We start from the raw sequence: 12946 nt of genomic DNA, 5'->3' as shown, positions 1-12946 counted from the left end.
AAGCACGTGAGATCATACCAATCGTTAGTTCGATTCAGTATCATCTCTATTAATAAACTTAATTTTAGATAGCTCCTGTTGGGGCTATTTTTCTTTCTTACTCTTAATTTTGGTTAATATCATGATTAATGTTGCGCTTGTTGATGACCACGTCATTGTTCGATCTGGCTTTGCTCAATTACTCAGTCTTGAAGCTGATATTACGGTCGTGGGGGAATTCAACTCTGCGGCAGAAGCGCGCCTAGGATTGCCAAGTTGTCACCCTGATGTCGTGATCTTAGATATCTCAATGCAAGACGAAAGTGGCCTGAGCTTATTGGAAGAGATTCCATCTGGCATTGCCAGCATCATGTTGAGCGTTCATGACTCGCCGGCGATGGTTGAGAAGTCATTAGAGTTAGGAGCCAAAGGTTATCTCAGCAAGCGCTGTAGCCCTGATGAGTTAATCCAAGCCGTACACACGAGCGCAAATGGTGGCTGTTATCTCACGCCCGATATCGCCATAAAGCTTGCGACGCCCATGAAGAATAAAGCCTCTTTAAATCAGCTCACCCGCAGAGAAAGCGAAGTGTGTCAGTTATTGGCGACAGGGCTCGATGTAAAATCTATTGCCGTAGAGCTAGGGGTTAGCCATAAAACGGTGCATGTACACCGTGCCAATGCGATGGACAAACTCAATGTTAAGAACAACGTCGAGTTAGCTAAATTGTTTACACAAGACCAGTATTAATGCGTTCTTACCTAGCCACCTCCCTGTGTGGGGTTTTTATGGCTGGTTGTGCATGGTTCTGTTTGTGGGTTATTGCCTTCTATTTTATTAATGACCCTGAGTTAGCCATTCTGCTTTTCCCGTTTTCACTTCGATTGGGAATGACGCTGCACACTCGCACTCACTATTGGCCTGCTATCTATATTGCCGAGTGGGGGCTTGCGATCGCTTTAGCTCTGCTACTTGATGAACCTCAATGGCTGACGATACTCATCGCCAGTGGATTGAGTATTCCTGCCACGCTAATTGCCAAGCGTTATTATTCTGGTGACCAGAATCGTCACTTGTTAGTGATGGCGAGCTTAATCATGGTCACAGCATTCATTAATGTTGCCGTTGTGGGTTCTCATGTTCCGGCTGTTTACATGGTGTGGTTGGTGAGTATTACTGGCGGACTGATGCTGGTGCCGATGTGTTATCTAGTCTGGAACTATCTATTCCAAAACAAGTGGTCACCACTGGGCTCTTACTTAATCCATAATGTTGTAGAGTTCAAAATCCGTCACATCGCTTTATATAGCGTCTTGTTGGTCGCCAGTATTTTGATACAAACCAGTTTGCCTGATGAGCTAAGGCGCTTTGCCCCATTCTGTATGGCGATCCCTATTATCTTGCTGGCCGTTCGTTACGGATGGCAAGGCGCTCTGCTTGCAACAATGCTAAATAGTGTCGCGCTGATTGCTGCTCATAGTGGAACGTCCAAACTCGAAATTACCGACTTGCTCTTGTCTCTATCTGCTCAAACCATCACAGGTATATTGCTTGGTTTAGCGGTTCAAAAGCAGAAAGATCTCAACTCCAAATTGCGAAGTGAACTCTCTAGAAATCAAAACCTTTCACGTCAGTTAGTGACCGCTGAAGAGTCGGTTCGTCGTGATATTGCGCGTGAACTGCATGATGAAATTGGCCAGAACATCACGGCAATTCGGACTCAGGCGAGCATTATTAAACGCGTCGATGCCGCTGAGATGAGCGTTCGCTGTGCGGGTACCATTGAGTCATTATCTTTGAATGTTTATGACACCACCAAACGTCTACTTACAAAACTAAGACCTAAGATGTTGGACGATCTGGACCTAAAAGATTCCGTGGAACAGCTAATTCGAGAGATGGAGTTTTCGGATCACGGCGTTGATATCCAGTTAAATTGGCAAGGTGATTACTCGTGTTTGAGTGACACGCTTAAGGTCACTATCTTCAGGCTGTGCCAAGAATCTCTAAACAACGCCTCTAAATACGCCAACGCGAGCGAGATTAAAATTGAACTGATTTTAGGCGACCAAGCTGACCTTCGGATCACAGATAATGGCGTTGGTTTTACAGCGCAAGATCTTCTCAAAGGAATGGGTGTTCGCGGTATGCAAGAGCGTGTTCAGGCGCTTGGCGGCAAGATGACAATCAACGCTAATGGCTCATCTTCGGGTACCAATATCAGCGTTACATTACCCAAAGTGTGAGAACGAATATGTTTGGATTTCTGCGCTCAACAACGTCAAACAGTCATGCTCTAACAGATGATGAAGTCAATCAGAGTTATCGCTACTGGCGCCTCCATATCATGATAGGTATGTATGTCGGCTATGCTGGTTTTTACTTCACTCGTAAAACCTTTAATTACGCTGCGCCTGCAATGATCACCGATCTTGGTTTGGACAAAGGTGATATCGGCTTAATTGGCACGCTCTTTTATCTTTCTTATGGCTTATCGAAATTTATCTCAGGCACGATATCGGATCGGTCGAACCCTCGTTACTTCATGGGGCTTGGCCTAATCGCGACTGGTCTGATAAACATCGCGTTTGGCTTTTCGAGTTCGTTAGCGGCTTTTATCTCGCTATGGGTACTGAATGCATGGTTCCAAGGTTGGGGCTGGCCATCGTGTTCCAAGTTATTGACGACTTGGTATTCTCGCTCCGAAAGAGGCTTTCGCTGGGCAATCTGGAATACAGCGCACAACGTTGGTGGAGCGCTTATCCCTATTCTTGTGGGTTATCTAACGCTGCAGTTCAGTTGGCGAGCTGGGTTTATCTGGCCGGGTGTGATTGGTGTTTTTATCGGTCTTATTGTCTGCTGGCGCTTACGTGACAAGCCCACCACCATGGGACTTCCGACGGTAGGGAAGTGGCGCAGTGACCATCTAGAATTAGCGCAAGAGAGCCATGGGCAAGGGTTAAGCTATCGAGAAATCCTAAAAACCTATGTGTTCAGCAATAAGTACATTTGGTTGCTCGCTTTTAGCTATGTGTTGGTTTACATCGTAAGAACGGCAGTTAACGACTGGGGCAATTTATACCTCACCGAAGAACACGATTACAGTTTGATAAACGCCAACGCTGCCTTGTCTCTGTTCGAGATAGGAGGTTTTGTTGGTTCACTTGTTGCTGGGTGGGGATCGGATAGGTTGTTTGGTGGCAACCGCGGTCCAATGAACATCTTGTTTGCGATTGGCATCTTCCTTTCGGTTTCGGCTTTATGGCTTATGCCTTTAACCAACTTTGTGTTTCAAGCGGCTGGGCTATTCTGCGTTGGCTTTTTTGTTTTTGGCCCTCAAATGCTTATTGGCATGGCGGCGGCGGAATGTTCACATAAAGACTCTGCCGGGGCGGCGACAGGTTTTGTTGGCTTGTTTGCTTATATGGGAGCAGCACTTTCTGGTTACCCATTAGCGCTCGTTCTAGAAGCTTACGGCTGGAGTGGGTTCTTCATTACCATCTCTACTTGTGCGGCCGTTATTGGCTTGCTGTTACTGCCTTTCCTACAAGCTCAATCACCTCAGAAAAGTGCAGAAGCTCGCTCTGGTTTTTAAGGAACGATAACAAGATAGTCACTAGTGTTTGTATTCAGATGCTTGTATCGCTGCTGTAATCAGTGCGATACAAGCCGCTATCTTATTCTCAGCGCTTTCTACTTGTGATATTCAAATGTGACTATTTTCACGCTTTTCATCGGTCTCACCTGTTTCTAAGAATTTTTCCTATTGCGTCTAAGACCTCATCTCATGTGGGTTCTAGCCGAGCTCTGTAGTCTTTCTAATTATTTACGTTATTAGAAATCAGCTCTCTGAATTGTGTTCAAAGGGCTCACTACGGAAAACGCCATGTCACTCAGCCACCTCTCAGAACACTCATTTTTCCCAATGGAAAACACCATCCAAAATTATGCATGGGGGAGCATTTCTTCGATACGTGAACTGTTTGGCTTTAAGAATGAGTCACAAGATCCGCAAGCGGAAGTTTGGATGGGAGCGCATCCGAAGGGCTGCTCAATGGTCAAGCTGGGTCAACATTTGGTGCCTCTATCTGAGCTGATTAACAAGAACAAACCCGCTTATCTATCAAGCGATATTGCGCAGGAGTTTGGTGAGTTACCTTTCTTGTTTAAGATCTTGGCAGCAGAAAAAGCGCTGTCTGTTCAGGTTCACCCAAACAAGCGCCAAGCAGAGGTTGGCTTTGCAAGAGAGGAGCAAGCAGGAATCCCTCTGACTGCAGGACATCGTAATTACAAAGACTCTAACCACAAACCTGAATTGGTTTACGCGATCACTGAATATCAAGCAATGAATGGCTTTCGAGAATTCGATGAAATATTAGGGTTGTTCAGAAAGTTGAATTCGAGCGAGCTGGCTGGTTTAGTTGAAGAGTTTGGCAACCACCTTGATTCTCTAGGTTTAGAGGCGTTTTCCCGTGATTTATTAACTCTGGACGACCAACGTAAACACCGAGCATTAGAGCAACTTCTGGCTTACGCAGCCGCTCACCAAGGTCAATCTGAGTTTGCTTTGGTTACTGAGCTTAGCCACCAGTACCCGAATGATATCGGTTTGTTTTGCGTTCTGCTGCTTAACTTGATCACACTACGGCCGGGTGAAGCGATGTATTTGAATGCAAACACTCCGCACGCATACATCAAGGGGACTGGGCTCGAGATTATGGCCAATTCAGACAACGTTTTGCGAGCAGGTTTAACGCCAAAGCACATTGATGTCGCCGAGTTGGTTGCCTGTACAGAGTTCAAACCGATCCCGTTTGAACGCTTGTTGTTAGCGCCCTCAAAACTGGGTCAATGTGATAGTTATGATATTCCTGTCAGTGATTTTGATTTCAATATCTTTCATCGCCCTCAGCAAGAAGAAGTGATCACAAGCGGTGCTGAAATTTTGATGGCAATAGATGATGATTTAACGCTAGTGAGCCAAAGAGGTGAGCACTTAACCCTTACGAAAGGGCAATCGGTATTTATCCCGGCTTATATTGGTCATTATGTACTGAGCAGTAATGGGCGAGTGGCTAGGGCGTTTAATTAGAGATGGTGTTTGTGGTATAGATTGAGCTCCATCCCCACAAAATCATCATCTCCTTCATCAACAACGTGATAGCCAAGCGATTGATAAAAGTTAATAGCACGAGCATTACTTTTAAAACTCGATAGAGTGACTTGACTAAGTTGCTCTGCCATAGCTTTTTTATGTATGAGAGTCATGACTTGCTTGCCAAGCGAACGACCTTGGTACTGGGGGAAAATGATCAGCAAATGAATATGGTATGCGTTGTCATAAGGTTTAAAGCAGGCGAGCCCCACTCTTTTATTTTCGCGATATACCCAATGAAACCAAGATGGATGGTATTCGTTTAAAAGTCGTTGACGTTGAAAGTCGTCATCCCAGCCGAAAACGCTATCTACGTGTATGAAGATACCTTGTTTAACACACGCAAACAGTTCATCGAATTCAGAATTTGAAGCGAGTTGGAGTTGTATGTTCTCTTCTTTCATTGCCACTTTTACCGCTTCCTTATCAAACGCCTTTGAATAAGCAAACAGTAACATAATTGAAGAAGCCGAATTAGCTTAGATTTGCGAAGTGATCAAACCAAAAAGCCATGCGTGATGCATGGCTAAGAATAAAGTCTTGGATTGATTTTTCTATACGATCTTAAGCGCGTGATGGCGCGTGAGCTGTTTGTGTAGCGAGTCTTTGAGCTCCATGCGTTCTACTTTGAGGTTGTGCATGCTGTCGTCATCGATAGGGCTGCCAGAGATTTCTAGCTGACGGATGTCGTAGTCGAGTTGGTGGTATTTCTGCATGTCTGCTTTGAATTTTTCGTCGTCGTGGTTGAGCTGAACAATGTCTAATTTAAGATCTGGGAAATCTAAGATAAAGGCATGGTTTTCATTGAGCATTGGCACTTCCTCTCTAGTCGAATTATTAACAGTATAGAAGTAATTTTTCGAAAGAAATGTGGTTCAAAACACAAAGCCGTAAAGCGATCAAAAAAGGGCGTAAACTCGTAGGATTATCCTCGAACTTGCGCCCTTTTGTATGTATATAGCTAACTATTTATAGTTATATGTTTAGAACTATAAGAGTTTAAAGCAGAAAGTTTACTTTGCTTTCTTACCAGAGCGTTGCTGCTCTTTGTGTGCAAGCTTCTCTTTTTTGCGTTGCTCGATAAGGTGAGCAGCTTCGCCGCCTACGTGGGTTTCGCCACGAGCATTCGACAGTTGAACTTGCTTTTCACGTTCACGGAAACGGGCTTTCTGCTCGTCGCTGTGCTTATCAATACACTTAGGGCAGCTTACGCCTTTCTCGAAGTGTTTAGAGGCTTTGTCTTCGTCAGTGATTGGCAGGCGACACGCGTTACACACATCGTAACCGCTCTTTTCTAGCTGGTGGTTTACTGCAACTCGGCCATCAAATACGTAGCAGTCGCCTTCCCACATACTCTCTTCTTCAGGTACCTCTTCTAGGTACTTAAGAATGCCGCCTTCAAGGTGATAAACCTCATCAAAGCCTTGCTCTTTCATGTAGGCTGTTGATTTTTCGCAACGAATACCGCCAGTACAGAACATCGCAACTTTCTTGTGCTTCTTAGGATCAAGGTTGTCTTCAACGTATTGAGGGAATTCACGGAAGGTTTCTGTGTTTGGGTTTACAGCATTTTTGAAGGTGCCGATGTCCACTTCGTAGTCGTTACGAGTATCAACCAGAATCACATCAGGATCAGAGATCAATGCGTTCCATTCGTTTGGTTTCACGTAAGTGCCGACAACGTGGCGTGGGTCGATGCCCTCAACGCCCATGGTTACGATCTCTTTCTTAAGCTTAACCTTGGTGCGGTTGAATGGTTGTTCTTCGTTGAACGACTCTTTGTAAACAACATCAGCCAAGCGAGAATCTTGTTTGAACCATTGAAGAAGGGCGTCGATAGATTCGCGCTTACCTGCAACGGTACCGTTGATGCCTTCACTCGCAAGTAACAAAGTACCGCGGATTTGGTTGGCTTCTAACACGTCGGTTAGTGGCTGGCGAATTTCTTGGTAATCATCAAGTGCTACGAATTTATACAGAGCACATACAACATATTGAGACATGGTTTTTCCTTTCTGCGAGCTGGAACGTAAATCCAGAGCGGTTGCCTATTCAGATCAAAACTTAGTATTTCAACTCAGCTCAGTCTGTTGGCTTATTAAAATCAGCCGCAGTATAACCAAGGCGGTGCGGGACAAAAACCAACCAAACGTAGGGCTATATAACGCCTTTTTTATTGTGGATTTATGGTTTGAGGAACGAAAAAGCCCTGCTGTACAAATACAGCAGGGCTTGGTGTTGAATCTGTCTTACTTAATCAGCGATTACGCTTGGTTAAGTACTTCCGCTAAGCGTTTCACCGCTTCAGTCAGCTCTTCTGGTTTAGCGTTAGTGAAGTTTAAGCGCAGTGCAGCTTTTGCTTCATCAGCCTTTGGATAAAATACTGGGCTTGGTACAACCGCCACACCATTCGATAATAGAGTTTTAGCCAATTCGAAGGTGTCGCACTCTGGGATCTCAACCCAAATGAACATCCCGCCATCGACGGCTTTTAACACGCAATCTGCAGGCAGTTGTTTCTCTAGCTCTGAGAACAGCACTTCATAACGAGACTTGTACAGGGTGCGAATGTTCTCCATGTGTACGCCAAAGTCTTCATGTTTTAGAAGACCAACAAGCAGTGCTTGCATGGGTACACTTGAGTGTAAGTCAGCGCCTTGCTTCACTTTGATCAGTGGTTCAAGGTAGCTGCGTTTACCTGTTACCGCGCCAATACGTAGACCTGGCGATGCAATCTTAGAGAATGAACGAAGAACGATAGAGTTATCAGGGCAGAACGAAGAAACCAACGGCAGTTCTGTACCTGTGAAACGCAGCTCACGATATGGTGCATCTTCAATGAATGCCACGTTGTATTTGATACACAGCTCAGCGACTTTTTGACGAGTTTCTGTTGCCCAGCACACACCGGTTGGGTTGTGAAAATCAGGCACCGCGTAGAACATTTTTGGCGCTTGCTGTGCAAAGCATGTTTCCAATTCATCTAGATTCGGCCCAAATTCGGTTTGAGACACGGTCGCAATGTTTGCTTGAACTAGGCCAAACACCTGCATCGCACCTAAGTAGCTTGGCGCTTCCATGACAACCACATCACCTGGGTCGACATACGCACGCGCAATCAAATCCAAACCTTGCTGAGAGCCAGTACAAATCATTGCCGTGTGTGACTCTGGCAATTGGTAGCTTTGCGTTAGGTGCTCAAGCAAAGGGCCATAACCAGCAGTCGACCCATATTGGAAAACTTCCGGCATGTTCGCTAGGTCTTCTAACGTTGGCTTCATTAAATCAATAGGGAACGTTTTCTCATCTGGCAAACCACCGGCCAATGAAATGACATTTGGATCGCTTGCGGCCGCGAGAATTTCTCGAATGTATGAAGATTGAATCTGTTGTAATGACTGTGCGATTTCCATGTGTTGTGTCTCGTCGTTTATCGTTTTTATTCTATCGCTTGATATTACACGGCAATTGTAAAAACTAGCGTGTCCGTTTATGCTCTTAAACATGTCCATTTATGCTATTTAAACGATGTCACGTCAACACATATCGCGAATCAATGATGTCCTGTTCCATATTCACCAAGACATCAGTCAGCCTTTGTCTGCCAAAGAGTTATCTGAGATAGCGGCCTATTCAGAACAGCACTTTCATCGCACCTTTAAAAGCGTGGTCGGGGAGTCGTTGCATCAATATATCCGACGCACTCGAATGGAGTATGCAGCCAACCAATTGATGTTTGATACCAGCTCGTCAGTGGTCGAGATCGCCCATAAATGTGGCTTTAGCTCGGTGTCTTCGTTTAGTCGAGCATTTAAAGCGACCTTTAATATGTCTCCGGGCGAGTGGCGTAAACACGATTTACAAGTAGCAGAAAAACCCTATTTGAAAGATTCCGAAGTGGCGGCGGGCTATTTGAATGTGGCGCAGCGAGTATTGCCCGAACCCAAGATCGTTGAAGTGCCTGAACGCATGGCGGCCTATGTTCGACATACGGGTTATAACCGCTCTATTCGCAATGCGTGGTTGATATTGAAAGCGTGGGCGAATTCCGAACAGCGTGATTTTTCGAGCCAATTTGGTTTGCATCACTCAAACCCTGCTTGGGTTGAAATGGATCAGTGTCGTTATGTCGCGTGTATCGCGATTGATGAGCCGATTAAGTATCGTAGCGTAGTTAATCAGATGGTGATTCCGGGCGGCTTACACGCTGTGTTTCGACTAAATGGCCGCTATGGAGAACTGCTACCACAGATCAGTATGGTGTTAGAAAAGTGGCTACCCACATCTGGTTTCAAACAGCGCTCGACTCCCGCGTATGTGCATTATCATCAGAATCATTTTCTCAACACCGATGAAGTGTTCGAACTCGATTTCTACCTTCCCGTGAGCTTTTACTAATCGATGGTTGTGCTGTTTTGTTGAACCAGACTTTGATCTTTTGTTGAGACAAATTAGCACAACCAATAGCAGCTAACGATTTTATGCAGTTGGCCTAAGATAAAGATGCTTTGTTGATAATCTACTCTAAGTAAATGATGACAACGTACGGATTAAACGATAGCATTTCGTTCTAATTGCAAATAGTTCTTAATATCACTCGATAGAATATGACCATTACCCACAAAGATTATCTGAAAATCGCTTTCCCTTTCATCATCTCAACGGTGACACAACCTCTGTTAGGTGCTGTGGATACCGCTGTTATTGGCCAACTTGGTATTGCTGAATTGATTGGTGGCGTAGCGATCGGCACCATCATTATGAACACCATGTATTGGTTGTTTGGTTTTTTCCGTGTCAGTACCACGGGCCAAAGTGCGATGGCACTGGGTAAGGGAAACCGCACTGATTTGGCGGGTAGCTTGATGCGTCCGTTTGTGCTGTCTGGTTTAGTGGGTTTGATCTTTATCTTGATACAACCACTCATCTGGCAAGGCGCAATGTGGGTGATAGAGCCTGAAGCCAATGTAGCCGAGCACGCGCATATCTACTTCAGTATTTTGATTTATGGCGCGCCTTTCGTGTTGCTTAACTACACCATTATTGGTTGGTTAATGGGACAGGCGAAAGCCAAAGACGTTCTTTATACACAAGTGTTTGGTAATGTGTTGAACATTGTCTTGGATGCGGTGTTTGTACTTTATTTCGATTTGGGTGTCGCAGGTGTGGCTTACGCAAGTTTGATTGCACAAGTTACCACCTTTGCGATTGGTGTGACCTTGGTGATGAAGACCAGCAATATCTCGGTCTCTGAGTTCCTGCAAGGCTCGAAGATGACCAAGAAAGACCTATCGACAATCATCTCTTCGAATACTGATCTATTGCTTCGCACCATTTGTATCTTGGTGTTCTTCAACATGATGGCGCGTACTGGCTCTAAACTGGGTACCGATGTTCTAGCGGCTAACGCGATCTTGATGCAGGTGACTTTCATAGTCAGTTACATGTTTGACGGCATTGCCAACGCATCAAGTGTATTTGCGGGTAAAGCGGTGGGACAGAAGAATCCTTCAATGTTGGATCGAGTATTAAGGCTTAACTTCCAATGGACGGCAGGTTTCATTGCTGCGCTGACGCTTTTAACCCTGATATTCAAAGACATGATTGTTTTCTTGTTTACCGATATTCCAGCGCTGGTTACCTTGTATCAAGAGATGGCCCCGTGGCTGATTGTGTTCCCGCTAGTGGCTGGCTTTGGCTTAACGGTTTACGGCATCTTTACCGGAACGGGAACCACGCGTCCGGTTAGAGACTCAAGCATCGTGACTTTGTTGGTATTCTTAGCGGTACAGGCATTCACCATCGATATTTGGGGCAATCATGGTTTGTGGCTTGCGTTTACTCTGTTCTATCTTGGGCGTATTGCGTTCCTGTATCCGTTCATCGCACAAGTTAAGCAGAAGTGTTACCCAGTCAAAGATGCAGTACAGGGTGCCATTAACTAAGCTGTCTAATTGCCATCTTTAATACATTATTAATATTTTATGAAAGCGCTTTACTATTTTTATACGATAAATTTGGTGAGCGCTTTTTTGTATGTAATGACTCACTATAAATGGTCAATAAAATTGTAAGTAAAACGCGATACAGTTCAATGTCCGCTTTTCATCGCCTCAGCTAAATGATAATGTTGTTATGTTATAACATCTATCTGTGAGTATCTGCGTGAACGCCCCACTTTTGTCTGTTGACCACCTAACGATCAAAACCTCTTCGAGAACCCTTTTCCAAGATATCCACTTCGATGTTTATCACGGTGAGCTGTTGGCGATCATGGGACCGTCAGGCATTGGTAAGTCGATGCTTTCTCGCGCTATTGCCGGGTTTCTGCCAGAGACGGTCGAGGTTGAAGGTCATATTTCTCTGTCTGGTGAAGCGGTATGTGGTTTGCCTATGCTGCAAAGAACTGCCACACAGCGCCCCGCAGTTATCTTCCAAGATGCGCTTCAAGCTTTGAACCCTCTGGTTTCAATAGAAGGTCAACTCTGCCTTGCCTTGACGGGAACTCGCACTAAGCTTAAATCAAAAGAAAAAATTCAAATTACCGAGTTGCTGAATCAACTTGGTTTTCCTAATCCAGAAACCATCTTGCCGTTGTACCCGAGCCAAATTTCGGGCGGGCAACGCCAACGTGTTTGTATTGCGATTGGCTTGCTGAGTAACGCCGATATTATCATCGCCGATGAACCAACCAGTGCGTTAGATCCCGTGACAGAGCAAGAGATACTTAAGCTGATTCGACACAATGTTAAACAGCGTCAAATTGGTGGTTTACTCATCACCCATGACCTGCATAGCGCGTTGGCGTGTGACAAGTTGTTGGTCATCGATGATGGCGGTGTGGTGGCTTACGGTGCACCGAAACATGCACTTGAGTCGAGCTCTCACGCTTTCTGCTGTTCATTGAGAGACTTAATCGAATGAGCTCGACCTTATCACTAAACTCAGAAGCCTCGCCATTAATGCCAGTGACTGATTCAGAAACACAAACACCGATAGAGATTAAGTTCGACAATGTGAGTGTTCACTACTACTCCGTACCAAGTTGGTTGGGTGGTAAAGCGTTCAAAGCGCTACAGAACATAGACCTTAATGTTGAAGACAAAAGCCTAGCAATTGTTGGGCGTTCTGGTGCCGGTAAATCAACGTTAATTGAACTGCTATTTGGCCTTAAAGCGCCAACCGTTGGTCAAATAAACTTGTTCGGTTATTCGCTCCCAATTCGCGATAGCAAAGCGCAAGCAACGGTGTGTCGCTTGATTCAATTGGTGCCTCAAGAGCCCCACACTAGCCTCAACCCTTACTATACCGTTCGACAGATCTTAGCCGAACCTCTAAGTAACTTAGATGTTTCGGGTAATCATGAAGCCATCATTGAAGAGGCGCTTTCAGACGTTGGATTGCCTGCCAGTTTGCTCTTACTGAAACCTAATCAGCTTTCTACAGGTCAAGCTCAACGTGTGGCTATTGCTCGGGCTCTTGTCGTTAGACCCGCAGTGCTGGTGGCCGATGAACCTACTGCCAGCCTTGACCCAGTGAATCGCCAAAGGTTGTTGGACTTGGTTAATTCATTAAAAAAGAAGCGCGATATGCGCCTTATTTTGGTTACTCACGATTTAGGTGCCGCAAAAGCCCTTTGTGAAGAAATACTGGTACTCGACCATGGTGAAATGGTGGAGCACGGACCGACCGATCAAGTGATGAGTAAACCTGCTCATCCTGCGACTCAGATGCTGATCGAGTCTCAGCCTCTTTCGAAATCTACTTGTTAAACACAACCTTATTTATTAAAAAAATACAGCTACAGAGAA

General features: G+C 45.1%; 12 protein-coding genes. 8 read left to right on the top strand and 4 right to left on the bottom strand.

Going from position 1 to position 12946, the window contains the following annotated elements; translation table 11 throughout:
* The first annotated feature begins 121 nt into the window (after window positions 1-121).
* The 4 genes from uhpA to manA all read left to right on the top strand — a co-directional run bounded on the left by uhpA (window position 122) and on the right by manA (window position 5072).
* Window positions 122-730 carry a transcriptional regulator UhpA gene (uhpA, locus tag AB4512_RS03290; protein WP_017061545.1) on the top strand — a complete coding sequence of 203 codons (609 nt, stop codon included), beginning with the start codon at window positions 122-124 and terminating at the stop codon, window positions 728-730.
* Window positions 730-2226 (top strand): signal transduction histidine-protein kinase/phosphatase UhpB, encoded by a 1497-nt coding sequence (gene uhpB, locus AB4512_RS03285; RefSeq protein WP_102321385.1) that lies wholly within the window; start codon window positions 730-732, stop codon window positions 2224-2226. The genes uhpA and uhpB overlap by 1 nt, the downstream gene beginning before the upstream one ends.
* Before the next feature lie 8 nt (window positions 2227-2234).
* Complete coding sequence (locus AB4512_RS03280) at window positions 2235-3575, top strand: MFS transporter (RefSeq protein ID WP_372174416.1); 1341 nt, start codon at window positions 2235-2237, stop codon at window positions 3573-3575.
* A 291-nt stretch (window positions 3576-3866) separates the two neighbouring features.
* Window positions 3867-5072 (top strand): mannose-6-phosphate isomerase, class I, encoded by a 1206-nt coding sequence (gene manA, locus AB4512_RS03275; protein ID WP_372174414.1) that lies wholly within the window; start codon window positions 3867-3869, stop codon window positions 5070-5072.
* Here the strand turns inward: manA and AB4512_RS03270 are convergent.
* The 4 genes from AB4512_RS03270 to AB4512_RS03255 form a co-directional block, all read right to left on the bottom strand.
* The gene (locus AB4512_RS03270) at window positions 5069-5593 is read right to left on the bottom strand and encodes an N-acetyltransferase (RefSeq protein WP_065583568.1); all 525 of its coding nucleotides are present in this window, start codon (window positions 5591-5593) and stop codon (window positions 5069-5071) included. The two genes, manA and AB4512_RS03270, sit on opposite strands and share 4 nt — an antisense overlap.
* 96 nt (window positions 5594-5689) lie before the next feature.
* Window positions 5690-5947 (bottom strand): YdcH family protein, encoded by a 258-nt coding sequence (locus tag AB4512_RS03265; RefSeq protein WP_009846137.1) that lies wholly within the window; start codon window positions 5945-5947, stop codon window positions 5690-5692.
* A gap of 201 nt (window positions 5948-6148) precedes the next feature.
* Entirely contained in the window at window positions 6149-7138 is a 990-nt protein-coding gene (locus AB4512_RS03260) for a rhodanese-related sulfurtransferase (RefSeq protein ID WP_017065056.1), read from the bottom strand.
* Window positions 7139-7399: 261 nt separating this feature from the next.
* The gene (locus AB4512_RS03255) at window positions 7400-8548 is read right to left on the bottom strand and encodes a PLP-dependent aminotransferase family protein (RefSeq protein WP_372118783.1); all 1149 of its coding nucleotides are present in this window, start codon (window positions 8546-8548) and stop codon (window positions 7400-7402) included.
* 115 nt (window positions 8549-8663) lie between these two features.
* Between AB4512_RS03255 and AB4512_RS03250 the strand changes: the two genes are divergently transcribed.
* From AB4512_RS03250 to AB4512_RS03235, 4 genes are all read left to right on the top strand, one after another.
* On the top strand, window positions 8664-9533 hold the full coding sequence (locus AB4512_RS03250) for a GyrI-like domain-containing protein (RefSeq protein ID WP_029235574.1): 870 nt from the start codon (window positions 8664-8666) through the stop codon (window positions 9531-9533).
* 209 nt (window positions 9534-9742) lie between these two features.
* Window positions 9743-11080, top strand: a complete 1338-nt coding sequence (locus AB4512_RS03245; protein ID WP_017068556.1) for an MATE family efflux transporter — start codon at window positions 9743-9745, stop codon at window positions 11078-11080.
* A gap of 220 nt (window positions 11081-11300) precedes the next feature.
* Window positions 11301-12059 (top strand): ATP-binding cassette domain-containing protein, encoded by a 759-nt coding sequence (locus tag AB4512_RS03240; protein ID WP_017068557.1) that lies wholly within the window; start codon window positions 11301-11303, stop codon window positions 12057-12059.
* Window positions 12056-12907: an ABC transporter ATP-binding protein gene (locus tag AB4512_RS03235; protein WP_017065049.1), complete on the top strand. Its 852-nt coding sequence runs from the start codon at window positions 12056-12058 to the stop codon at window positions 12905-12907. The genes AB4512_RS03240 and AB4512_RS03235 overlap by 4 nt, the downstream gene beginning before the upstream one ends.
* The last annotated feature ends 39 nt before the right edge of the window (window positions 12908-12946 follow it).

Origin of the sequence: Vibrio sp. 10N.222.52.B7 (genome assembly GCF_041474275.1) — a bacterium.
GTDB lineage: Bacteria > Pseudomonadota > Gammaproteobacteria > Enterobacterales > Vibrionaceae > Vibrio > Vibrio crassostreae_C.
Note: the sequence above shows the minus strand (reverse complement) of the source record. Positions and strands in the feature narration are given on the sequence as shown.

Excerpts from the sequence above, each read along its gene's own strand:
- uhpA (WP_017061545.1), top strand. The coding sequence starts at position 122 with ATGATTAATGTTGCGCTTGTTGATGACCACGTCATTGTTCGATCTGGC.
- uhpB (WP_102321385.1), top strand. The coding sequence starts at position 730 with ATGCGTTCTTACCTAGCCACCTCCCTGTGTGGGGTTTTTATGGCTGGT.
- AB4512_RS03280 (WP_372174416.1), top strand. The coding sequence starts at position 2,235 with ATGTTTGGATTTCTGCGCTCAACAACGTCAAACAGTCATGCTCTAACA.
- manA (WP_372174414.1), top strand. The coding sequence starts at position 3,867 with ATGTCACTCAGCCACCTCTCAGAACACTCATTTTTCCCAATGGAAAAC.
- AB4512_RS03270 (WP_065583568.1), bottom strand. The coding sequence starts at position 5,593 with ATGTTACTGTTTGCTTATTCAAAGGCGTTTGATAAGGAAGCGGTAAAA.
- AB4512_RS03265 (WP_009846137.1), bottom strand. The coding sequence starts at position 5,947 with ATGCTCAATGAAAACCATGCCTTTATCTTAGATTTCCCAGATCTTAAA.
- AB4512_RS03260 (WP_017065056.1), bottom strand. The coding sequence starts at position 7,138 with ATGTCTCAATATGTTGTATGTGCTCTGTATAAATTCGTAGCACTTGAT.
- AB4512_RS03255 (WP_372118783.1), bottom strand. The coding sequence starts at position 8,548 with ATGGAAATCGCACAGTCATTACAACAGATTCAATCTTCATACATTCGA.
- AB4512_RS03250 (WP_029235574.1), top strand. The coding sequence starts at position 8,664 with ATGTCACGTCAACACATATCGCGAATCAATGATGTCCTGTTCCATATT.
- AB4512_RS03245 (WP_017068556.1), top strand. The coding sequence starts at position 9,743 with ATGACCATTACCCACAAAGATTATCTGAAAATCGCTTTCCCTTTCATC.
- AB4512_RS03235 (WP_017065049.1), top strand. The coding sequence starts at position 12,056 with ATGAGCTCGACCTTATCACTAAACTCAGAAGCCTCGCCATTAATGCCA.